A 23,619-nucleotide genomic window follows, 5' to 3' on the forward strand; every position below is an offset into this window, starting at 1 on the left:
GAGCTTCCGTTTTGTTTCGCAAGGATGCGTCTTTTTTCTGAGATACGAAAATGGCTATTAAAATTGCATCTTCAGCACGTCCCAAGCTTCCTTATGAGCACCCAAACGTAGAAATCTACCAACGCTTATTTAAGGAAAATATCATTCGACGCTTAGTCAGGAAATCAGCTTATCGTCGCTATGATAAAACGATCACTGACTTTTTTAATGATGAAAACAAGTCACTTTTCTCTTTATGCGAAATGTTGACACAGTATGTCACACAGGCTTTTCATCATTACCAAGTCTGGGGTTACTCTCATGCTTATTATCCCGGAAGTCCAGGGCAACAAACGGCAAGAACTGATGCTCTTGAAGGTGTAAGCAGAGTACTTCCTCTACTTGCCGCATGGATAGTTAGCAGCAAAAAAAGTACATTGTTAGGATTAAATCATCAAGTTTTCAACTTACCTTTAATCATCACACAAAGTTTTATTCATGGTACTGACCCACTTCATAAGGGCTATTGGGGGAAACTTGAAGATTACGATCAACGGATCTGTGAAGCATCTGATTTAGCACTCACTCTTTGGATAAGCCGTGAATGGGTGTGGGATACATTAGCACCTGCAACACAACAACAAATTATTACTTGGTTCGAACAAGTTAATCACTGTGAAATTGTTGATAATAATTGGCATTTCTTCCCTCTTACCGTTCAATTTGTCATTAAAGCACTCACAGGAAAAGACACGATTGCACATTGGCGCTATGAACGATTAAAAGAGTTTTATGTTGGTGATGGGTGGTTTCGTGATGGTGCAAAAGGTAATTATGATTACTACAATGCGTGGGGTTTTTACTATTCACTGTATTGGTTAGCACAAATTGACCCTCAATTCGATGCGACATTTATTACTCAATCACTTAACACCTTTAATCAACATTACCTTTATTTTATGACCCCAAAAGGTATTCCTTTTTTTGGTCGTAGCGCCTGCTATCGCCTTGCCGTTTCTGCTCCATTATTAGCGGGTGTCGATTTACATTGTCCTTCAGTCAAAGTAGGCGAGGCAAAACGCGCTTTTGAAAGTAGTCTACGTTATTTTATTTCTCAAGGTGCATTAAAAAATGGTGCGCCAACGCAAGGTTTATTTGCTCACGATCCTCGTTTGGTTGATAACTACAGTGGACCTGCTAGTAGTTTTTGGTCATTACGTGCCGTGATTATCGCGCTTTATTGTGCTGATCGTATCAATTTATGGCAAACACCTTCACTTCCTTTACCTATCGAAAAAGATAACTTTCGTTTCAAAATCCCTGCGATTCAAGCTTTAGTGACTGGAGTGAAAGCAACACAAGAGGTAAACGTCATTTTTTGCGAAGATTATACCACTCAGCAAACGCCATTAACCCGCCGTTTAGAAAAACAGACCTTAGCACAAAAAGTCGCTGAAACCGTGATAGGGCAGTCAAGACGACCGAAAAATAATTTATTACGCAAAGGGATCACCAGTTACAGCTCTAAAATGGCACATTTTTTCTAATCATCTTTCATTTGCTTTCACTGTAATAGCAATAAAATGTGATTTAGATCTTTTACCTTTCTATTTCTTTCATTTATTATAATTCGTAATTAAACGAAAGATGAGAGGCAAACATGTATCTGGTTTCTACTCGTAATATGCTCAATAAAGCACAGCGTGAAAATTATGCTGTGCCTGCTTTTAATATTCATAACTTGGAAACGATTCAAGTCGTGATGGAAACAGCCGCTGAAATGGCATCACCTGTTATCTTAGCAGGTACACCAAGCACGTTTGCTTATGCTGGTAGTGATTATTTGATCTCTATTTGCCAGCAGGCCGCAGAGCAATATCGTATCCCAGTTGCTCTACATTTAGATCACCATGAAGATATTCCTGATATTTGTCATAAAGTCACTTCAGGTGTGCGATCCGCTATGATCGATGCCTCTCATTTTCATTTTGAAGAAAACATTCGCATTGTCAAAGAAGTGGTAAATTTCTGCCATCATTGGGATTGCACTGTAGAGGCTGAATTAGGTCGTCTTGGTGGACAGGAAGATGATCTTATCGTTGATACAAAAGATGCCCTATTCACCGATCCGGATTCAGCAGTACAATTTATTAAAGCAACTGGCATTGATTCATTAGCCGTTGCAATCGGTACAGCACATGGTATGTACAAACATGAACCTCATCTCGATTTTGAACGCTTAGAGATTATTCGCCAAAAAACAGATATTCCTTTAGTTCTTCATGGTGCATCGGGTATTCCTGATACTGATGTACGACACTGTATCGATTTAGGTATATGCAAAGTTAACGTCGCAACCGAACTGAAAATTGCCTTCTCTAACGCAATCAAGCAGTACTTCTTGGATAACCCTGATGCAAGTGATCCTCGTCATTACCTTGTGCCGGGCAAAGCCGCAATGAAAGCAGTGGTTGCAGATAAAATTCGTGTCTGTAAAAGTGATGGGAAACTGTGAAAACAAATAGAACTGTCGCCATTATTGGCGAATGTATGATAGAGCTTAGTGGTCAGCCTTTTTTACCGCAACAACAACGTTTTGGTGGTGATACGTTAAATACAGCACTCTATCTATCACGACTTATCCCTTCATTACATCCGTACTATATGACAGGTTTAGGCACTGATACTTACAGTGCCTTAATGCAAAAAGCATGGGAAAACGAGGGGATCAACTGCCAATCTGTTATTACTATTCCCGAAAAACTGCCCGGTCTGTATGCCATTGAAATTGATGCTTGTGGTGAGCGCAGTTTCCACTATTGGCGTAATGATGCAGCAGCACGTTATATTGCAACAGATAGCCGTTTTACAACACATCTCAATGCACTACCTGATAATAGTGTGATTTATCTCAGCGGAATTTCTCTTGCTATTTTAACGCAGGAAGGTAAAGAGGCTCTACTCACGCAATTAACCCACCTTAAACAACGAGGGTTCACTTTAATTGTGGATTCAAATTATCGACCTCGTTTATGGGATTCAATACCTCATGCACAAGCGTGGTTTGAAAAACTGTACAGACTTAGCGATATCGCTTTAGTTACGGGGGATGATGAGCAAATGCTTTGGCAACAACCCGTTTTGACAGAACAAGATATTGCACAACGCCTTCATCAATGGGGCAATCAAAACGTGATTGTCAAACTCGGTGCTCATGGCGCTTTCTGGTCTGATGGTAAAAATTCGGGCTATATTTCTCCCAAACCGATAGATTCTGTTGTTGATACCACTGCCGCAGGTGACTCGTTTAATGCTGGCTTTATTGCTGCTTGGCTACAAAATAATCGCTTACCAACTTGCTGTTTATGGGGAAACACCTTAGCCGGACTCGTTATTCAACACCATGGCGCTATCATTCCTCATGAAATAACGGATTCATTCTACACACTAATCAAGGACAACCATGACACAGTCAATTGTTGATACTCTTTCATCACTGAAAGTGATCCCCGTGATCCAAATTAATCGCGCTGAAGATGCAATCTGGCTGGGTGAAATTCTAACCCAAAATCAATTACCTGTTGCTGAAATCACCTTTCGTACACCTGCGGCAGCTAAAGCTATTAAGCTAATGCATGAGCATTTTCCTGAGCTTATTTTATGCGCAGGAACCGTGCTGACAGCACAACAAGCAGATATGGCAAAAGAAGCTGGGGCTAGCTTTGTTATTTCTCCGGGCTATAACCCAAGTACCGTTGATTATTGTCTGAATAATGGCATCAACATTGTGCCGGGAATTAACAACCCAAGCCAGATAGAAGTTGCCCTTGAAAGAGGCCTAACCTTAGTTAAATTCTTCCCAGCAGAAGCCTCTGGCGGTGTAAAAATGCTAAAAGCACTTGCGGCACCTTACGCACAAGTACAATTTATGCCAACGGGTGGCATTAGTTTAAATAACGTGAGTGATTATCTTGCTATTCCACAAGTTGTTGCTTGCGGAGGAAGCTGGATTGCCACAGCAGATACGATTGATAAACAAGATAAACAGACCATTGTTAATCATATTCAAAATATCCACTCATTACTAAAAACAGATAAGGGATAAATAAAATGAAACAGGTTGCCGTTTTATTAGCTGATGGATTTGAAGAAGGTGAAGCTGTTGTTTTTATTGATATCATGCGCCGTCTTGATATTCATGTTGATGTACTTTCTTGCATGGATAGTTTGGTATTAAATACTTATTTTGAAACTAAAATCAGTGCTGATTTTTTATTAACTGAAAAACTGACACATAGCTATGACGCAATAATGATGCCGGGAGGTCCTAAAGGCACCGATCGTTTATGCGCTAACGAGCAAGTTATTCAATTTATTAAACGCCATATTGCTGAAGATAAATATATTTGTGCACTGTGCTCTTCAGGAGCAAAAGTATTAGCGGCACATCATCTTCTTGAAGGTCGTCATTACAGTACAGGTGATAAATTGGCAGATAAATATGATGATGGCAATTATCTTGATCAAGATGTTGTTGTCGATGGAAAATTTATCAGTGCAAAAGGATTAGGTGTAAGTTTTGAATTTGCCTTTACCGTGGCTCGCCATTTATTAAACGACAATACAGAAAAAGTAGACTGGCAAGCTAATCATATTTATTTCAAACATTGGCCATTAGATTACCTAAAGTAGCTAAATTAATTATTATTAACGATATAAAGGGGATTTACGCCCCTTTATATTTTCATTTTAATTATCATCGTAAAACGATAATTCCTTTTCTCCCCAATACCCTCAATCATTGCTAGCTCTATTATTGGGATTTATCTCAAGAATAGTTTTATCTGCATTCCTTCTGATTTAATCAAAGTATTTATAAAATCACACATTAATTAATCAAAAAAAGAATGAAAGAAAGGAAGTTAAATAGCTCTTTTTTACTTAATAATTAATACTTAGAAATACAAATATTAAAGTTTAAGATTTAAAGAGTGCCATTGCTTTATTTCTATTCTCTTATCATCCAGTATATTACTTAATAACGATAGTAATAATAACAAATCGTTACCAATAAGAATATCTACTATGTATATATACTAGTCAATCCAACATAAACAACTTAATTAAGAAGTGTTTTATTGGAAAATCAAATAATATATAGAATAAACATCAATATATGATGTTTATTTGGAATGTACCTCTAATTGTTTATGAGGTATTTTCTTTCTATTTCATTTTAATTTTAGAGACACCTCTTAAAAATATTAAGATAAATTGATTTATTTAATTTTATTTAATATAAAAAGGTATGCCTTAAAATAAATTTCTTGGTAGTGAAATTACTTAATATCCCCCACTCTCAAGAGATCCTTTATTCGTTTAATACAAGGATTTTATTATGTCAGATAGTTTTCAAAATGAAGTGCCTAAAGCTCGGGTAAATATAAAACTCGACTTACATACAGGTGGTGCACAGAAAAAAGTTGAGTTGCCTTTAAAACTATTGTCTATCGGCGACTACAGCAACGGAAAGGATAAACGCGTTCTTTCAGAAAGAGAAAAGGTCAACATTAATAAAAATAACTTCAACAATGTACTTACTGAATTTTCCCCTTCCGTCAATCTTACTGTAAAAAATACATTAGCTAATGATGGTAGCGAGGAAAACATTAATCTGTCATTTAAAGAGATGGCAGACTTTGAACCAGAACAAGTTGCTCGCCAGATACCTCAACTACGCGCCATGTTAGCAATGCGTAATCTCTTACGTGACTTAAAGTCTAACCTCCTTGATAACATCACTTTTCGCCGTGAACTCGAAAATATCCTTAAAGATCCTGCACTAAGTGATGAACTACGCGAGGAATTATCTCAACTCGCACCGAAAAAAGACTAATTAGGTTTTATCATTACAGGATTATGCTTATGTCAGTTAATAGCGAAAGTATTTCAAAAAGTACAACAACAGTACTTGATGAGTCCGCGAATAGCGGTGTTTACGCCTCACTCTTTGAAAAAATTAATCTCACACCTGTTTCTCAGGTAAGTGATATTAATATCTTCCAAGACAATAGCGCTCTGGCAGATACAACAGCAAATGAGCGCGTTACTATTGCCGTTCAAGTTTTTCTCGATCGTCTAAAATCCTCAGGTCAAAAAGTCGAACGTTTAGACCGAAACTTACTTGATCACCATATTGCTGATCTAGATAGACAAATTAGCCAACAACTTGATGAAGTCATGCATCACGCTGAATTTCAAAAAATTGAATCCGCATGGCGTGGGTTAAAATTCTTAGTTGATCGCACTGATTTTCGTCAAAATGTTAGAATTGAGCTACTCGATATAGCTAAAGATGATTTACGCCAAGATTTTGAGGATTGCCCAGAAACAATCCAAAGCGGTCTATATCACCATACTTATATCGAAGAATACGATACTCCGGGTGGCGAACCTATTGCGGCTATTATCTCTAACTATGAGTTTGATCGTGGTCCTCAAGATATCGCTTTACTACGTAATATTGCGAAAGTTTCAGCTTCTGCACATATGCCATTCATAGGTTCTGTTGGTCCAGCCTTTTTTGGTAAAGAATCCATGGAAGAAGTTGCTGCCATTAAAGACATCAGTAACTACTTTGACCGTGCTGAATACATCAAATGGAAATCTTTCCGTGACTCAGATGATGCCCGCTATATTGGCTTGACGATGCCGCGCGTTTTAGGTCGTCTTCCTTATGGACCAGACACCATTCCTGTACGTAGCTTTAATTATATTGAAGAAGTAAAAGGTCCAGATCATGAAAAATATTTGTGGACAAATGCAACCTTTGCTTTTGCTGCCAATATGGTTAAAAGCTTTATTAACAATGGTTGGTGTGTACAAATTCGTGGCCCTCAAGCAGGTGGTGCGGTAAAAGATTTACCTATTCATCTTTTTGATTTAGGAACAGGGAGTCAGGTCAAAATTCCATCTGAAGTGATGATCCCTGAAACACGAGAATTTGAATTTGCCAATCTCGGTTTTATTCCATTGTCTTACTATAAAAACCGTGATTATTCTTGTTTCTTCTCTGCAAACTCTGCGCAAAAACCTGCTATTTATGAAACATCTGATGCAACAGCGAATAGCCGTATCAATGCGCGTTTACCTTATATTTTCCTCCTTTCCCGAATTGCTCATTATCTGAAATTAATTCAACGTGAAAATATTGGTACGACAAAAGATCGTCGTTTATTAGAACTTGAGTTGAATAATTGGGTTCGTAGTTTAGTGACCGAAATGACTGATCCAAGTGATGATTTGCAAGCCTCTCACCCGCTTCGTGATGCCAAAGTGGTAGTCGAAGATATTGAAGATAATCCAGGCTTTTTCAGAGTGAAGCTGTATGCCGTTCCTCACTTCCAAGTGGAAGGAATGGATGTCGATCTCTCGTTAGTATCTCAAATGCCAAAAGCGAAAGCATAAGGTGAAACACGGATGAAAATATACCGCCCCCTCTGGAGTGATGGGGCCTTTTTGGCTCCTCAGCAATTTCAACAACAAGCAAGATGGGATAGCTATCTCACTAGCACTATTGCCAATATGACGATTGCATCAACATGGGGCGTGATTTGTGCTGAGTTTGATGAAAGTGCTTTAACTATTTCACGCCTTAGCGCACAAAAATTAATTGTGCGTTTTCCTGACGGCACGCTAGTTGATACAACGCTAGCTGACAACTTACCGCCCGTTAATGAGCTTAGTCATTATTCACAACATCAAACACTTGATATCGTTCTCGCATTACCTCTATTACTGGCTAATGGTGGCAATCTTATGCAAGAAGGACGCTCTGATAGGCCACAACCGTTCTATCAAGAGTGGATGAAAGTACAAGATTTAATTGGTCAAGAACAGACGGATATCGCCGTGTTAAGGCACAATATTACTTTGCGTTATGCTCATGAAGAAAATAGCGCATACATGACTTGTCCCATCGCTCGATTAATCCGCAATGCCCAAGGTGCATGGGAAATAGATAAACATTTTATTCCCCCATTATTGAGTTGTAGTGCAAGCGATGAATTAACCACATTATTCTCAGAATTCATGCATCGTTTAGTCGCCAAGCGTCGCCGCCTAATGACTATGCGCCGTGAAAATAATGAGCAGATGGCTGATTTTGCTGTCGCTGATGTCTCGCTCTTTTGGCTACTAAATGCGATAAACAGTGCTGAGCCTGTATTAAGTGAATTACTCTCATCAATGGGGCGTCATCCAGAGCTTCTTTATCGTGAATTAGTACGTCTAGCGGGTGCACTACTGACATTTTCACTCGACCATGAAAATGGTGATATTCCGCTTTATCAACACTCATTTCCTGAACAGGTTTTTCCACCGTTATTTAGCTTACTGAATACTCTGTTAGAAGCGAGTTTACCTTCACGTGTGATTAGTATTGCTCTTGATAAAGAAGGGCCATTCTGGCGTGGCGAATTGCATGATCCTCGCCTACGCGAAGATGCTGATTTCTATCTTTCAGTACGTTCTGCATTGCCAGCTCATTTGTTGATCACTCAGTTTCCATTACTTTGTAAAGCGGGTAGTAATGACGATGTTGCTAGTGTGGTTAATGTCGCACTTAATGGTATTCCATTACAGCCATTAACACATGTTCCTGCCGCTATCCCACTGCGTTTAGAAAATCACTATTTTGCACTTGAACTCAATAATTCAGCTGGTCAAGCCATGCTCTCTTCAGGTCACTGTGCTTTTTATGTGCCAGGAACATTAGGTGAAATTCAGCTAGAACTTTTTGCGGTACTTCGCTCATGATAACGAATACAAGAACAGCTAAAAATAACATGATTGATATGCTTTTTGCTGATACTTGGTTAATGGTATGTCAGCTACGTCAAGGTGCTGAAATTACTGATGGCAAAGCCTTCTATCAACGCGTCTGTGAACATATTGATAAAACACGCCAACAACTCACAGAAAAAGGCTATTCCCAATCTGCCATCGAAAATATGCTTTATGCACAATGTGCATTAATTGATGAAAGCGTGATGAATCGTACCGAGCGTGATGACGGTTACATTCAGTGGATACAATCCCCATTACAAGCCAAGTATTTCAATACATTAGAAGCAGGTGACAAACTATGGGATAGGTTGCGTAATCTATTAAATGAGCCAGCACCTAACCATGATGTACTTATTTGTTTTCACCGTGTGATTACACTGGGCTTTGTTGGTAAATATCGCCAAACCAATGCCCCTGAACGTGAACAAATTATTGAACTACTCAATACTCAACTTCCCACCTATGCACTATCAAATGATTTACCTTTAGTGATGAAACCCAAGCCTCGTATAAATCGTCGTCATATTTATTGGTTAGGTTGGTTTGGGGGAATTGTGGTGCTTGCCATGCTGTGGTGGGGTTTTTCTGTGTCATTAGAAAATTTACTTCAACAATGGGTCATACAAGGAAAGTGATGCAAAAAAATAGGATAAAACAGTGTATTACATTGTTTTCAGCAAGCTTATTATTGTGGTTGCTTTGGGGATTTTGGTCTTTTGGTAAAGAGATCTCCTATTTTCTGACGGCCTTTATTTGTATTGTCACACTCTCTTTATGCGTCTGGTTTTTCCGTCAGCAGAAAAGTACTCCCTACCTTAAAAATGCGCTTACAAATCTGCTCCCTCCTGATAACTATCAAGGCGCTGTTATTATTGTTTGTGGTCAATCACAAATGCTTTTTCATGAAAACCAGACCTATCGGGAAACAGCGAAAGGTTGGTATATTCGCGCTGTCTCTCCTATTGATTTGATCAACATCACTCAACATATTGTTGATATTGCCCCCTTACAATTACGTCGATTATCACTGTTATACGCTTTATTACCTGAACAGCAATTACAGCTAGAAGAAGTAACTCAAGAAACACTTAATTGGCGTCGTGCTATTCATGAAAGCAATAAAAAAACAGGTAAAACATTACCTTTTTGGGTAACACTTTATCTTAACTCTCCAGTTAATTATCTCAATTCACATTTTGATGACATAACACCGTGGATAATCTATTTAAATGACCAACCAGAGTTACTTGTTATCTCTGATAATCTGGCAACTCAATCTATTTCAACATGGTTATCACAAAATAGAGAGCAAACCGAAAACCAACTCACCATGGCTCTCTGGCTTGATCAATTACTCGCTTGGTTAAAAAGTGAATTTATTCCTCTGCTTACAGTTGCTCAGTCAGGTACTCCGAGTCTCATACCTGTTGCTTGGGCAATGCAATTTACAACTGTTCCTACCATTTCAAATAATAGTTGGGCTCAATTTATTCACCATAAAACCACGTTATTTCCGACGATTATTAAAACATCAAATAATAATGACGAATTACCCTTACCAGACATTGTGATTGATAAACTCACTTACGATGTCAATTTATTAAAAATAGAAACTACCTTTGGTGTTATTGGCATGATTTGTGGATTATTTCTTATTGGTGCGCTCTCTGGTAGCTATCACCATAACAAGCAATTAATCTATGATAATAGTAATGATATCAATCACTTTAAAAGTATTAGCGATGAGAATTTAGAACCTAAAAAAGTGGCTTATCAACAGTTACTTTCAGATGCGACATTTCTCTCTCATTGGCAACGAGAAGGTATTCCTGCTCGCTATTCTTTAGCGTTATATCAAGGAAATAACATCTTACCTTATTTGCATGCCTTGCTCAGTTCATGGGCTCCCCCACAACCACCAGCACCTATCATCGTACAAGAAGTTCCTGAAATGGTGACGCTAGATAGTCTGGCTCTCTTCGCTTCAGGTCAATACAAATTAAAAAATGAAGCCACCAAAGTGCTTGTTGATACGCTTATCAATATAAAAGCCAAACCTGGTTGGTTAATTGTTATTTCTGGGTACACCGACAACACTGGTAATCCCGATTTAAACCAAAAACTTTCTCTTAAACGAGCTGAAGCCGTACGTGACTGGATGATCAAAACCAGTGATATCGCCCCCTCTTGCTTTGCAGTGCAAGGATATGGCCAACATCAGCCCGTTGCAGATAACTCAACACTAGATGGACGAGCTCGTAATCGTCGAGTTGAAATTCGCCTGATACCTCAAGCTGACGCTTGTCAGGTATTAGCTGATGACCTTACGCCACTGAAGGATAGTGGCAACTAACCCTTAAAAAGGAGATGTAAAAATGGCTATTCCTGTATACCTCTGGTTAAAAGATGACGGTAATGCGGATATCAAAGGCTCTGTGAATGTTCAAGATCGTGAAGGCAGTATTGAAGTCGTTGCTCAAGATCACAACTTGTATATTCCAACAGATAACAATACTGGCAAATTAACCGGTACACGTATCCATACCCCCTTTATTTTTGTCAAAGAAATTGATGCTTCCAGCCCGTATCTATACAAGGCAGTGACAACTGGACAAACATTGAAAAAGGCAGAGTTTAAGTGGTATCGCATCGATGACGCAGGCCAAGAAGTTGAATATTTCAATACCACACTTGAAAACGTCAAAGTAGTCAAAGTAGCGCCTAAGATGCACAACATCAAAGATCCAACCAAAGAGAAACACAATCACCTCGAAGAAATTGAATTGCGTTACGAAAAAATCACTTGGACTTACAAAGACGGAAATATCATTCATTCAGATTCATGGAATGAACGTGCCACTGCGTAAAACCAAAACAAACAGGCGGTTAACCGCCTGTTTTTAAACCTATTGAAATCAAACACTATTACTTATTTATACCCTAAATAATTTAAAGCCCGACGAGTAAATACTCTAAATAGTTCAAGGTGTAGCTAGGCGACAAATGAATGAGTCGCTAGGAACATGTGACTAGTGCGAGTGAGTGTAGTCAACAACGCTACAACTTGAAATATGACGAGTAAACGCTACAGCTTGAAATATGAAGAATATAACCTTATGAGCCTCGGTCTATGGCTAGGGGCGGTAGCGTACCTAAATTCCCTCAATAGGGACTTCATTACTGGGAGAAAACATGGAAAATCAATCTATTATGCTATTGCGTCGATTAAATCCTTATTGTGCAAAAGCGCTGGAAGCTGCGGCATCATTATGCCAAACCCGCGCCCATGCAGAAGTCACTATTGAACACTGGTTATTAAAAATTCTAGAGCTAGGTGAAAGCGATATCACTGTTTTAGCTCGTCGCTATGAATGGGATTTATCAGCACTTTGGCAAGACTTACTTGACGCAATTGATAAATTACCTCGCTCAGTACGTAGCCGACCTCAATTATCCAAACCCTTATTAGAACTGATTAAAAATGCATGGGTAATTGCTTCTCTTGATGAAGATATCGAACAAATTCGCAGCGTACACCTCTTACACACCATGACAAAACAGCCCGCATTAGTTCAACTTGATGCACTCTGGCCTTTAATGACATTGGGTGAAACACAGCTACAACGATTAAGACCTTTACTTGATGCCCAATCAGATGAAAGACCTGAAGTTCAACAACTTGCGGTGCATAATCATACTGCTGAAAATAACCTAGACCACGAAAATAACGATCACCCTTCAACTTCCCCTGACAACGTCATTATTGGTCATACATTAAGTGAAGCACTACTAGCTGTATTAAATAAGTTTACGATTGATGTCACTGAAAAAGCGCGTCTTGGTGAGATTGATCCAGTATTTGGTCGTGACGATGAAATCCGTCAAATGGTCGATATCCTCTCTCGTCGTCGTAAAAACAACCCTATTCTTGTTGGTGAGCCAGGGGTTGGTAAAACAGCATTAGTCGAAGGGCTTGCACTGCGAATTGCTGAGAAAAATGTCCCTATCAGTTTACAAACCACCTCATTACGCACTCTGGATTTAGGCCTATTACAAGCAGGAGCAGGAGTAAAAGGCGAATTTGAACAACGACTCAAAAATGTAATTGATGCTGTTCAGCAATCACCTACACCTATTTTATTATTTATTGATGAAGCACATACCATTATTGGTGCAGGTAACCAAGCCGGTGGCGCAGATGCCGCTAACTTATTAAAACCCGCATTAGCACGAGGTGAATTACGCACAATCGCAGCAACCACTTGGTCGGAATACAAACAATTTTTTGAACGTGATGCCGCATTAGAACGCCGTTTTCATATCGTAAAAGTTGATGAACCCGATGATGAAAAAGCCTTTTTAATGCTACGGGGGCTTAAATCGCGTTATGCCAAATATCATGGTGTACATATTACCGATGATGCCGTAAAAGCCGCAGTAACATTATCACGTCGTTATTTAACAGGTAGACAACTTCCTGATAAAGCAGTGGATTTACTTGATACAGCCAGTGCAAGAATTCGCATGAGTTTAGATACATTACCTGAAGAGCTTACCCGAATTAAAGCTAAACGCTATGCGCTAGAACTAGAACAAAAAGCGATACTAGATGACATCACTATCGGTGATTTAACCAATCAAACAAAATTATCTGATTTATCTTCTCAAGATGCCCAATTAGCACTTCAACTCGAAACACTAGAACAGCGCTTTGAACAAGAAAAAGAGATTATCTGTCAGTTAATTGAAAGCAGACAAGATCCTAAAAATGCAAAGCTTTCAGCACAACTTCAGCAACAACTTATTCAGTTACAACAAGACGCTCCGCTATTAAATCCCGATGTTGATGTTCGTACTGTAGCAACTGTTATTGCTGATTGGACAGGTGTTCCGCTTTCAAGCCTACTTAAAGATGAACAAATTGGCTTATTAGAGTTAGAAAGTAACTTATCAAAATACGTTATAGGGCAAGACAACGCGCTACTCGCGTTGGCACAGCGTCTACGTGCATCAAGAACCGGATTAGTTTCTGAAAATGGGCCTCAAGGTGTCTTTTTATTAGTGGGTCCTAGTGGTATAGGTAAAACAGAAACCGCACTTGCATTGGCAGAATGTCTATTTGGCGGCCAAAAATCGTTAATCACAATTAACATGTCTGAATACCAAGAAGCTCACACCGTCAGTCAATTAAAAGGTTCTCCTCCGGGTTATGTCGGATACGGTCAAGGTGGCGTATTAACGGAAGCGGTCAGAAAACGCCCTTACAGTATTGTGTTACTGGATGAAGTTGAAAAAGCACATCGTGATGTTTTAAATCTGTTCTATCAAGTATTTGATAGAGGCTTTATGCGTGATGGTGAAGGTCGTGAAATTGATTTTCGTAATACAGTTATTTTAATGACTGCAAATTTAGGCAGTGATTATTTAATGCAACAACTAGAAGAGTCACCATTAAGTACCGATAGCGATTTACAAGAAACGCTTCGCCCTATTTTGCGTGAACATTTCCAACCTGCACTACTGGCACGCTTCCAAACATTAATTTATCGCCCTCTCGATGCAACAGCACTACGCATTATTGTTGAGATGAAATTAAAAAATGTGATCGAGCGACTTTATACCCACTATCGATTAACTGGTATTGTTGAAGAAACGCTCTACGATACCATTGTTGATGCCTGTTTATTACCAGACACAGGTGCCCGAAATATCGATAGTCTACTTAATCAACAGATCCTGCCTATTCTTAGCCAACAACTTCTTTTGCGCCAAGCCTGTGCTGAAAAATCGCAATATGTCATTTTGGGCTTTAATGAAGAAGAAGGTATTACGTTGAGTTTTAGTGATGAGTTGCCAACAAAAAAACAGGTATTAGATAAACAACAGGAGATTGAGGAATGAGCATAATTGATCTCGTGAAAAATACACTAATCGGACAAAATCGCTATCATCTCAATGTACAAGGTTGTAATATTTTATTTGATGTTGAACATTTCACGGGTCGTGAAGCAATTAGCGATACCTATCATTATCAAATTACCTTTACTTGCCAAGCTCAGGATTTACAACCGCAACAACTATTGCGCCGTAGTGCAACGCTCTCTTTTACCCCCCCTCTCAATAGCATTGCGGAATTAGCAACTCAAAATTCCATCAACAAGCAAGTTCATGGTGTGATCACACAATTTCGGCGTCTATCGGGCTCGGTTGATGAAGCGCGTTATCAACTCGTCATTGAACCTGTTTTTGCCTTATTACGTCATCAAATTCGCTCTCATCGATTTTTCCTCAATCAATCTGTTCCTGATGTCGTGAGTCAAATTTTACGTGAACATAATTTTAAAGATTGGGAATTTGAATTTACGCTTAAAAATGAATATCCAAAGCGTGAGCAAATTAATCAATATAATGAAAGTGATCGTCAATTTATCGAACGACTATTAAGTGAAGTTGGTATTTTTTACTCTTTTTATTTACAAGATCAAACCCAAACCGAAGTTATTCGTTTTGCCGATCGCCAAAGTGCTTATACCTTTGATAAAACCTTACCACTCAATAGTCCGTCTGGTATGAATGATAATCACCAAGAAAGTGTGTGGGGATTATCATTACATCATCAAGTAGTCGAGCAAAATGTACTAACCAAAGATTACAACCATCGGCAAGCTCAAGACACCTTGATTTCAGCAGTAACGGATATGACACGCGGTGAAGGAGATGAAATTCACTATGGTGAAGTTTATCACTATCAAGCTAGACATCTTTCTCGCGGTGATAAACTCAATCCAGAAGCAGAAACCGCAAACTTTTGGGCACGGCTTGATCATGAGCGTTTTTTAACTCGTCAAACACGCTTAAAAGGCGAAAGTAATGCAGATACTTTATCACCGCTACAAGTGCTTTCTATCACTGATAACACAATACCTTCATCACTACCCTCTGTGTTTCAATCACCGATTTTAATCACTCGTCTACGTTTTAGTGGCGGTCGAGAAAAAGCGCTGCAAGTGCGATTTAATGCTATTCCTTACAGTGAAACCCTTTGCTGGCGCCCAGCCGTTAAACCTCGCCCAATTATCACCGGTACACTTACCGCACGTATCACCAGTGCTAAAGATAACGATATTTATGCGCATCAAAATGAAGATGGCTTTTATTGGGTAAAATTTGATGCCGATCGTGACGAAAAACCCTTAGGTTATGAAAGTATGCCAGTACGTTTGGCAAAACCTTATGCCGGCGATACCTATGGGATGCATTTTCCATTAATTCAAGGCACAGAAGTCGCTATCGCCTTTCATGAAGGCGACCCTGACCGACCTTATATCGCTCATGCACTTCATGATTCACGCCATCCCGATCATGTAACGGATAGAAACAACACACGTAATGTGATTCGTACCCCTGCAAATAATAAATTGCGAATGGAAGATAAACGCGGGCAGGAGCATATTAAACTCAGTACCGAATATGGGGGAAAATCACAATTAAATTTAGGGCATATTGTCGATGCTAACCGCGATAAACGAGGAGAAGGTTTTGAATTACGCACCGATAGTTGGGGAGCTATAAGAGCAGGTAAAGGATTATTTATTAGTGCAGATAATCAAGCCAAAGCAGGCGGTGAAGTGCTGGCGATGAAGGAGGCTCAATCACAACTCACTGCTGCATTAATAGAAATGCAAACATTGACCCAAAGTGCGGAACATGCCAGTGCTCTCGCTTCAAATATCCAACAGCAGCAAGAAAGCTTAGAAAAAAAATTAATCCAATTAAAAAAATCAGTGCTATTAGCCACCGCACCTGACGGAATAGCACTAACCAGTGGTGATAATTTACAACTTTCTGCTGAAGAAAATTTAACACTAACAGCAAACCAACAAGTTGATATTGGAGCATTTAAAAAATTCACTTTAGCAGCTGGTGAAATGATGAGTTTCTTTTCCAGAATGGGAGCAAAAATCTTTGCCAAAACAGGTGATATAGAAATTCAGGCACAAGACGGTCGTCTATCAACATGGTCAACACAAGATTCAATAATAAGTAGTGGTAAAAAAATGGTGCTATCAGCTCAAGAGGAACTCCTCTTATCTTGTGGTGGCGGATATATACGAATTAAAGATGGAAATGTAGAAATTGGTGGGCCTGGAAAGTTATTGATTAAAAATAATGGTATTCAAAAATTAGGCCCACAAAGTGTAGAAAGTGCTATGAAATCTTTTTCACCAGAAGAATTTAGTGAATGGTTTGTTATTAAAAACCCACTTTCAGGAGAGCCGATAGCTAATCAGCGTTATCAAATTACCTTACCTAGTGGAGAAATTATAAAAGGTATTTCTGACTCCGAAGGTAAAACAACTCGTATAAATTCTAATGCAATAAACGACATTTTAATTAAATTATTACCTTATGGAGAAAATGAATAATGCAATATAAATTATCCTACTTTTTTATTTTACTCCTATCTACATCGACACTTTCTGGCTGTTTATCATTAAAAGAAAAAGCTGCGATTAAAGCGGAGCAAGATAGAGCCGAACAACAACGCTTAATCGCCGAAGAAATTAAAAGTTATGGCCCTCCCACCGTCATTTACCGTATTGATGACCACCGCTTTTTTACCTTGGAGCAATATAATGAAAGACGTGAAGGGATCACCTATTACAACAATACAAAAAATAATATCCATCAAGAAATATTATACGGCTCAGCCTGTTTATACCAAGGACGCCTAATTTGGGCAACCGAGCGCGATGATGCTTTAGTTTTCCCTGCGGTACTGAGTCGAAAAACCGATCAATGTGCAGGCACTAAATGGGGGTGTGTTAACGCTATTCTTGTCACCTTGGATGGTGGGAAAAACTTTAGACCCACAAATGGGGGGTTTGGTATTCATACTGATCATCCCGGTTACTACTCTTCTTTTTTCGATATTATTGTAACCGATGAGGGGTTTTATTTAGGAAAATCAACTGTCAGTCGGCGGAAAACTAACGATGAATTAGCCGACCCTTGGTGGCGTGTCATTTATTTTGATCCTACCGATTCTAATTATGTCCATAGCAGTTGGGGGGAAGAAAAAAGTCCTCCTGAAGACTTAAAAACCCCTTCAGGGCAAACTCGTTTTGATTGCAGTGCCCTTTCTATTTACCCTATTTCACAGGCAGAAAAATGATGAATACTAACCCCATTGGTTAGCTCCTGATAAAAGATCATCATTAACTTAAAAATAAAACAGCATCATCTTAATAAGGACAACCCATGTTATTACATCGACTTAAATTTCCCTTACTGTTTATTTTGAGTGCCACCCTATTAACCGGCTGTCTATCATTAAAAGAAAAAGCTGCGATTAAAGCGGAGCAAGATAGAGCCGAACAACAACGTTTAATTGACGAAGAAATTAAAAGTTATGGCCCTCCCACCGTCATTTACCGTATTGATGACCACCGCTTTTTTACCTTAGAAAAATATAATGAAAGGCGCAGTGGCTCGACTTATTACAACAATACTCAAAAAGGAATACATCAAGAATTAATTCGATCCTCGGCTTGTCGTTATCAAGGTCGTTTAATCTGGGCAACCAAACGCGACGATGCTTTTGCTTTTCCGGGGGTATTGAGTCGTGTAACCAGTCGTTGCGCAGGAACAAAAACAGGTTGCGTTAACGTTATTCTTGTCACCTTGGATGATGGGAAAAACTTTAGGCCCACAAATGGGGGGTTTGGTGGTAATACTGATCATCCCGGTTATTACTCTTCTTTTTTCGATATTATTGTAACCGATGAGGGTTTTTATTTAGGAAAATCAACAGCTTCTCGTTTAAAAAATGATAATCTTGATGATCCTTGGTGGCGAAAATTTTATTTTGATCCCACTGATTCAAATTATGTCCATAGCAGTCTCGGGGATAAAGAATCCCCCTCTTCTGCACTAAAAACTCCCTCGGGGCAAACTCGTTTTGATTGCAGCGCCCCTTCTATTTACCCTATTTCACAGGCAGAAAAATGATGAATACTAACCCCATTGGTTAGCTCCTGATAAAAGATCATCATTAACTTAAAAATAAAACAGCATCATCTTAATAAGGACAGCCCATGTTATTACATCGACTTAAATTTCCCTTACTGTTTATTTTGAGTGCCACCCTATTAACCGGCTGTTTATCATTAAAAGAAAAAGCTGCGATTAAAGCGGAGCAAGATAGAGCCGAACAACAACGTTTAATTGACGAAGAAATTAAAAGTTATGGCCCTCCCACCGTCATTTACCGTATTGATGACCACCGCTTTTTTACCTTAGAAAAATATAATGAAAGGCGCAGTGGCTCGACTTATTACAACAATACTCAAAAAGGAATACATCAAGAATTAATTCGATCCTCGGCTTGTCGTTATCAAGGTCGTTTAATCTGGGCAACCAAACGCGACGATGCTTTTGCTTTTCCGGGGGTATTGAGTCGTGTAACCAGTCGTTGCGCAGGAACAAAAACAGGTTGCGTTAACGTTATTCTTGTCACCTTGGATGGTGGGAAAAACTTTAGGCCCACAAATGGGGGGTTTGGTATTCATACTGATCATCCCGGTTACTACTCTTCTTTTTTCGATATCATCGTAACCGATGAGGGGTTTTATTTAGGAAAAACAACTGTCAGTCGGCGGAAAACTAACGATGAATTAGCCGACCCTTGGTGGCGTGTCATTTATTTTGATCCTACCGATTCTAATTATGTCCATAGCAGTTGGGGGGAAGAAAAAAGCCCTCCTGAAGACTTAAAAACCCCCTCGGGGCAAACTCGTTTTGATTGCAGTGCCCCTTCTATTTACCCTATTTCACAGGCAGAAAAATGATGAATACTAACCCCATTGGTTAGCTCCTGATAAAAGATCATCATTAACTTAAAAATAAAACAGCTTCATGTTAATAAGGACAACCCATGTTATTACATCGACTTAAATTTCCTTTACTGTTTATTTTGGGTGCCACCCTATTAACCGGCTGTTTATCATTAAAAGAAAAAGCTGCAATTAAAGCGGAGCAAGATAGAGGCGAACAACAACGTTTAATTGACGAGGAAATTAAAAGTTATGGCCCTCCCACCGTCATTTACCGTATTGATGACCACCGCTTTTTTACCTTGGAGCAATATAATGAAAGACGTGAAGGGATCACCTATTACAACAATACAAAAAATAATATCCATCAAGAAATATTATACGGCTCAGCCTGTTTATACCAAGGACGCCTAATTTGGGCAACCGAGCGCGATGATGCTTTAGTTTTCCCTGCGGTACTGAGTCGAAAAACCGATCAATGTGCAGGCACTAAATGGGGGTGTGTTAACGCTATTCTTGTCACCTTGGATGGTGGGAAAAACTTTAGACCCACAAATGGGGGGTTTGGTATTCATACTGATCATCCCGGTTACTACTCTTCTTTTTTCGATATTATTGTAACCGATGAGGGGTTTTATTTAGGGGAAACCGCTGTCAGTCGCCGAGAAGTTAATGATGAATTAGCTAAACCTTGGTGGCGAAAATTTTATTTTGATCCTACCGATTCAAATTATGTTCATAGTAGTCTCGGGGATAAAGAATCCCCTTCTTCAACACTAAAAACCCCTTCAGGGCAAACTCGTTTTGATTGCAGCGCCCCTTCTATTTACCCTATTTCACAGGCAGAAAAATTATGAGCAATAGTAAGCCAACCCGTTGGCTAAAACCCAAGGAATGCCTTGATGGTAGTCAAGAATGGCGTTCTATCACCCATGCTGCCAATATTGGAGCAGAAATCCATGCTAAACCCCACTTACCCGGAATTATCATTTTTGTTCATGGGGTGAACTCAGAAGGAGAGTGGTATGAAGATGCTGAACGCGAACTTTGTTCAGGGCTTAATGAACGGTTAAATTTAACTAATACAGATTATCAATTAAAACAAAATGAATATTATGAACCCAAATTTATTTTAGATGAAAAAAATTATGATAATAGTCATTATATTTATGAAGAGCCCATTCGAACATTAAAAAAGTTAGGTAATTCCCCGGTGATCCGTTTTTATTGGGGATACCGTGCAACGGATGAAGATTTAGGTCAATATTGTATTCCATTAAAAAATAAAGCCGGAGAAAGCTACCACCGCTTAGTCAGTGAAATACTTAACCCCGAATACAGTAATGAAGATGAGAAAGAATGGACATTAGACGATAGAGATAAATTTAATTTTCTACAAGAATACAATTCTCTGCCTTATCGTAAAAAACGCCTCTTTATTAATGAAAAAATTAAACATAAAGGCCCTTTTTTCTGGGGTGGAGGGCCATTTCAAAATGGCTGTAATAATTTAGTCAGTTTATGGAGTAAGAGTGGCTTTAGCAATCTCGCGATGTTATGGACCGTGATCCCAACGCCAATCCCTTTTAATGTACAGACCTTTAACCCTGAATCAGACCGGTTATTAACAAAGTCTCCTCCTCGTCACTATTATGCTCATGCTGTAAAACGGCTAGCCAATTTAGTCAAGAAAATACGTGAATACAATTCCCATGATACCGTTACCATTATTTCACACAGCCAAGGCACGATGATAGCATTAGCCGCAGCAGCAATTGAAGCCCCTGATAGTTTGTTTGTTTTAAATTCTCCCTATGCTACCGAAGATAAATTCTTAAATAGCTACTCTTATATTTACAGTGAAAATATTGATCAAGCACAGCGTGAAGCCACGCTAAAAGCAATCATTAATAAGATTGCAAAAAACAAAAATAGATTAAAGGGATCGCCTTGTGGATATTCAAGTCTAGTTGTCGGAGAAAGTGAAGATAAAAAAAGTTGGACTCCTGATGTAATTATATATAAAGGGAATAAGCTTGATATTAGAGATAACGAGAATAAAGAAAATAAAAAAAATATCGAAATAAATAAGGAAAAATTCACTAAAGGTGAATTTATTAAAGAAAGAGATAATCACGGGCGGTTCTATATTTATTGTAATCCACACGATCGCGTAATGGGCTCATCACCGTTAGAAAGTATTGGTTGGTGCCCGCTTCCTAATACTAAAGAAAGAGGACAAATACAGCATCATCCATTATTTGACCTTGAGCATCCACCCTATATCAGAATGCTGGCACGTAATACGCCTTGTGGTGGAAAACCTAACCCCAAAACCATATTTACTGATGCAAATAGACGATTCAGTGATGGTAATATTTTCTGGGACAGTAATACCAAAACATTAGAAGGCTTAGCGTGGCCTGAACCTTCAGCAAATATTTCACTAAATATTAATGCCCCAGAAGTACCTCACCCTATTACACCAGCCGAATTGGCAACTTTTGATGAAGATTTTACCGTAATAGAAAAAAAAGAGGATAAACCAACCCCTGAAATTAATATCAATGCTGATAATCAGAAACAAGAGATACCTTTAGGCCAAGGTTATGGGCAAATTCTTTATGATGATGGATTAGATATCTACACTCCCAAAGATGCCGAATATTACTTCTATAAAGATCTCTATACCTATCAACATCGTATTTGGGTTGAACTCACCCCAGAAGAGAAGAAAATACTCCAGAATAATCCACTATTAGATCCTCAAGAAAAAAATGCAACTACAAAATATGAAACCTTAGAAGAGATGAGAACACGTATTCGCGAATATAATCAACGCCCTACTGATCATGGTACATTACCAAGAAATTCACTGTTTCTTCGTCGTGTAGTCACTTATGATTTACCTATTGGTTATTGTGAAATAGGTAGAAGTCCAGAAAAAATGGATGAGTTAAGAAAATATGCGGATTGGCTAAGTGGCTTAGATGGCTATATGGAGAAAGGTGTATTAGATATACCTGAAATGCCAGAAATAATAAAAAAGCCATAAAAGAAAAAATATTAATTATCTAAAAATCACTTTAAATAAATCAGCACAATTAAAAGGAATAAGCCATGTTATTGCATCGTATTCAGTTCTCATTACTGTTTATTTTTAGTGCCACACTATTAACCGGCTGTTTATCATTAAAAGAAAAAGCCGCGATTAAAGCAGAACAAGATAAGATTGAGCAACAACGTCAATTAGCCGAATTACGGAAAACCTTTAAACCGCCCGTGGTCATTTACCGTATTGACGACCACCGTTTTTTTACCCTTGAAGAATTTAATGAAAAACGAGAAGGCTATACTTTTTATAACAACACACAAACGCAAGCCCACTTTAAAGTGTATAACGATTCGGCATGTAACTTTCGTGGCCGTTTAATTTGGGCTGCCACACAGGATGATTATATCGCTTTTCCTGCTACATCCAGTAATTGGCATGGTTGCGCAGGTCGGCGTGATGGTTGCCAAAGCTCGGTTTTACTCTATTCTAAAGGAAAATTAATGCCACTCATTACACCGCTTGGGAATAAGACGCTTAATCCTGTACATGAGACCACTTATTTTACTATTGTGGTAACGGATAGCTATTATTATATTGGGGGAAGTTTTAATTCTTCTACCCAAAATATTCCACTAGATATTTCATATTGGAAAAAAGAGCCCTATCCAACCCTTGAAGAGATAAAAAATCGAACATGGAAACCTCATACTCTAGAAGCTCCCCTCTCTGGAATAAGAACACCTTCAGGACAAACCCGATTTGATTGCAGTGATCCTTCCATTTCCCCGATGTCAAAGCTAGGTGACTATGGGCGAGATTATAGAATTAAAAAATAATATTTATCATCATACCGAAATAAAATAACACCATGTAAATAAGGATTATTTATGTTAAATCTCATTT

General features: G+C 38.7%; 19 protein-coding genes. All 19 read left to right on the plus strand.

Features of this window, described 5'->3' with window-relative positions; genetic code table 11:
• Positions 1-50 precede the first annotated feature (50 nt).
• The 19 genes from H1225_RS10845 to H1225_RS10935 all read left to right on the plus strand — a co-directional run bounded on the left by H1225_RS10845 (position 51) and on the right by H1225_RS10935 (position 23,552).
• Positions 51-1,526: a DUF2264 domain-containing protein gene (locus H1225_RS10845; protein ID WP_161727738.1), complete on the plus strand. Its 1,476-nt coding sequence runs from the start codon at positions 51-53 to the stop codon at positions 1,524-1,526.
• A gap of 113 nt (positions 1,527-1,639) precedes the next feature.
• Positions 1,640-2,494: a tagatose bisphosphate family class II aldolase gene (locus H1225_RS10850; protein ID WP_161669494.1), complete on the plus strand. Its 855-nt coding sequence runs from the start codon at positions 1,640-1,642 to the stop codon at positions 2,492-2,494.
• Positions 2,491-3,462 (plus strand): sugar kinase, encoded by a 972-nt coding sequence (locus H1225_RS10855; protein ID WP_109847820.1) that lies wholly within the window; start codon positions 2,491-2,493, stop codon positions 3,460-3,462. Before H1225_RS10850 ends, H1225_RS10855 begins: the two co-directional genes overlap by 4 nt.
• Positions 3,443-4,084: a bifunctional 4-hydroxy-2-oxoglutarate aldolase/2-dehydro-3-deoxy-phosphogluconate aldolase gene (locus tag H1225_RS10860; RefSeq protein ID WP_006533858.1), complete on the plus strand. Its 642-nt coding sequence runs from the start codon at positions 3,443-3,445 to the stop codon at positions 4,082-4,084. The genes H1225_RS10855 and H1225_RS10860 overlap by 20 nt, the downstream gene beginning before the upstream one ends.
• A 5-nt stretch (positions 4,085-4,089) precedes the next feature.
• Complete coding sequence (locus H1225_RS10865) at positions 4,090-4,671, plus strand: DJ-1/PfpI family protein (RefSeq protein WP_006533859.1); 582 nt, start codon at positions 4,090-4,092, stop codon at positions 4,669-4,671.
• Between the two features lie 706 nt (positions 4,672-5,377).
• A complete protein-coding gene (gene tssB / locus H1225_RS10870; RefSeq protein WP_072063430.1) occupies positions 5,378-5,875 on the plus strand; it encodes a type VI secretion system contractile sheath small subunit in 498 nt (165 codons plus the stop codon).
• A gap of 23 nt (positions 5,876-5,898) precedes the next feature.
• Positions 5,899-7,446 carry a type VI secretion system contractile sheath large subunit gene (tssC, locus tag H1225_RS10875; RefSeq protein ID WP_109399726.1) on the plus strand — a complete coding sequence of 516 codons (1,548 nt, stop codon included), beginning with the start codon at positions 5,899-5,901 and terminating at the stop codon, positions 7,444-7,446.
• A gap of 12 nt (positions 7,447-7,458) precedes the next feature.
• On the plus strand, positions 7,459-8,796 hold the full coding sequence (gene tssK, locus H1225_RS10880) for a type VI secretion system baseplate subunit TssK (RefSeq protein WP_109399725.1): 1,338 nt from the start codon (positions 7,459-7,461) through the stop codon (positions 8,794-8,796).
• Positions 8,793-9,461 (plus strand): type VI secretion system protein TssL, short form, encoded by a 669-nt coding sequence (gene tssL / locus H1225_RS10885; RefSeq protein ID WP_006533865.1) that lies wholly within the window; start codon positions 8,793-8,795, stop codon positions 9,459-9,461. The genes tssK and tssL overlap by 4 nt, the downstream gene beginning before the upstream one ends.
• Positions 9,461-11,179 (plus strand): OmpA family protein, encoded by a 1,719-nt coding sequence (locus tag H1225_RS10890; protein ID WP_237584703.1) that lies wholly within the window; start codon positions 9,461-9,463, stop codon positions 11,177-11,179. The genes tssL and H1225_RS10890 overlap by 1 nt, the downstream gene beginning before the upstream one ends.
• Positions 11,180-11,201: 22 nt before the next feature.
• Positions 11,202-11,693, plus strand: a complete 492-nt coding sequence (locus H1225_RS10895; RefSeq protein ID WP_109399722.1) for an Hcp family type VI secretion system effector — start codon at positions 11,202-11,204, stop codon at positions 11,691-11,693.
• Positions 11,694-12,018: 325 nt separating this feature from the next.
• Positions 12,019-14,727, plus strand: a complete 2,709-nt coding sequence (gene tssH / locus H1225_RS10900; protein WP_239739114.1) for a type VI secretion system ATPase TssH — start codon at positions 12,019-12,021, stop codon at positions 14,725-14,727.
• Positions 14,724-17,252, plus strand: a complete 2,529-nt coding sequence (locus H1225_RS10905) for a type VI secretion system Vgr family protein (RefSeq protein ID WP_161671315.1) — start codon at positions 14,724-14,726, stop codon at positions 17,250-17,252. The genes tssH and H1225_RS10905 overlap by 4 nt, the downstream gene beginning before the upstream one ends.
• Positions 17,252-18,001 (plus strand): T6SS immunity protein Tli3 family protein, encoded by a 750-nt coding sequence (locus H1225_RS10910; RefSeq protein ID WP_219515664.1) that lies wholly within the window; start codon positions 17,252-17,254, stop codon positions 17,999-18,001. The genes H1225_RS10905 and H1225_RS10910 overlap by 1 nt, the downstream gene beginning before the upstream one ends.
• Positions 18,002-18,087: 86 nt before the next feature.
• Positions 18,088-18,837 (plus strand): T6SS immunity protein Tli3 family protein, encoded by a 750-nt coding sequence (locus H1225_RS10915; protein WP_239739115.1) that lies wholly within the window; start codon positions 18,088-18,090, stop codon positions 18,835-18,837.
• 86 nt (positions 18,838-18,923) lie between these two features.
• Positions 18,924-19,676, plus strand: coding sequence for a T6SS immunity protein Tli3 family protein (locus H1225_RS10920; protein WP_109847826.1), 753 nt, complete (start codon positions 18,924-18,926; stop codon positions 19,674-19,676).
• Between the two features lie 86 nt (positions 19,677-19,762).
• On the plus strand, positions 19,763-20,518 hold the full coding sequence (locus H1225_RS10925) for a T6SS immunity protein Tli3 family protein (protein WP_161724413.1): 756 nt from the start codon (positions 19,763-19,765) through the stop codon (positions 20,516-20,518).
• Entirely contained in the window at positions 20,515-22,716 is a 2,202-nt protein-coding gene (locus tag H1225_RS10930; RefSeq protein ID WP_161724415.1) for a T6SS effector phospholipase Tle3 domain-containing protein, read from the plus strand. Before H1225_RS10925 ends, H1225_RS10930 begins: the two co-directional genes overlap by 4 nt.
• 65 nt (positions 22,717-22,781) lie before the next feature.
• Positions 22,782-23,552 carry a T6SS immunity protein Tli3 family protein gene (locus H1225_RS10935; RefSeq protein WP_161729904.1) on the plus strand — a complete coding sequence of 257 codons (771 nt, stop codon included), beginning with the start codon at positions 22,782-22,784 and terminating at the stop codon, positions 23,550-23,552.
• Positions 23,553-23,619: the final 67 nt, after the last annotated feature.

Origin of the sequence: Proteus penneri (assembly GCF_022369495.1) — a bacterium.
Classification (GTDB): domain Bacteria; phylum Pseudomonadota; class Gammaproteobacteria; order Enterobacterales; family Enterobacteriaceae; genus Proteus; species Proteus penneri.

Excerpts from the sequence above, each read along its gene's own strand:
- H1225_RS10845 (WP_161727738.1), top strand. The coding sequence starts at position 51 with ATGGCTATTAAAATTGCATCTTCAGCACGTCCCAAGCTTCCTTATGAG.
- H1225_RS10850 (WP_161669494.1), top strand. The coding sequence starts at position 1,640 with ATGTATCTGGTTTCTACTCGTAATATGCTCAATAAAGCACAGCGTGAA.
- H1225_RS10860 (WP_006533858.1), top strand. The coding sequence starts at position 3,443 with ATGACACAGTCAATTGTTGATACTCTTTCATCACTGAAAGTGATCCCC.
- H1225_RS10865 (WP_006533859.1), top strand. The coding sequence starts at position 4,090 with ATGAAACAGGTTGCCGTTTTATTAGCTGATGGATTTGAAGAAGGTGAA.
- tssB (WP_072063430.1), top strand. The coding sequence starts at position 5,378 with ATGTCAGATAGTTTTCAAAATGAAGTGCCTAAAGCTCGGGTAAATATA.
- tssC (WP_109399726.1), top strand. The coding sequence starts at position 5,899 with ATGCTTATGTCAGTTAATAGCGAAAGTATTTCAAAAAGTACAACAACA.
- tssK (WP_109399725.1), top strand. The coding sequence starts at position 7,459 with ATGAAAATATACCGCCCCCTCTGGAGTGATGGGGCCTTTTTGGCTCCT.
- tssL (WP_006533865.1), top strand. The coding sequence starts at position 8,793 with ATGATAACGAATACAAGAACAGCTAAAAATAACATGATTGATATGCTT.
- H1225_RS10890 (WP_237584703.1), top strand. The coding sequence starts at position 9,461 with ATGCAAAAAAATAGGATAAAACAGTGTATTACATTGTTTTCAGCAAGC.
- H1225_RS10895 (WP_109399722.1), top strand. The coding sequence starts at position 11,202 with ATGGCTATTCCTGTATACCTCTGGTTAAAAGATGACGGTAATGCGGAT.
- tssH (WP_239739114.1), top strand. The coding sequence starts at position 12,019 with ATGGAAAATCAATCTATTATGCTATTGCGTCGATTAAATCCTTATTGT.
- H1225_RS10905 (WP_161671315.1), top strand. The coding sequence starts at position 14,724 with ATGAGCATAATTGATCTCGTGAAAAATACACTAATCGGACAAAATCGC.
- H1225_RS10910 (WP_219515664.1), top strand. The coding sequence starts at position 17,252 with ATGCAATATAAATTATCCTACTTTTTTATTTTACTCCTATCTACATCG.
- H1225_RS10915 (WP_239739115.1), top strand. The coding sequence starts at position 18,088 with ATGTTATTACATCGACTTAAATTTCCCTTACTGTTTATTTTGAGTGCC.
- H1225_RS10920 (WP_109847826.1), top strand. The coding sequence starts at position 18,924 with ATGTTATTACATCGACTTAAATTTCCCTTACTGTTTATTTTGAGTGCC.
- H1225_RS10925 (WP_161724413.1), top strand. The coding sequence starts at position 19,763 with ATGTTATTACATCGACTTAAATTTCCTTTACTGTTTATTTTGGGTGCC.
- H1225_RS10930 (WP_161724415.1), top strand. The coding sequence starts at position 20,515 with ATGAGCAATAGTAAGCCAACCCGTTGGCTAAAACCCAAGGAATGCCTT.
- H1225_RS10935 (WP_161729904.1), top strand. The coding sequence starts at position 22,782 with ATGTTATTGCATCGTATTCAGTTCTCATTACTGTTTATTTTTAGTGCC.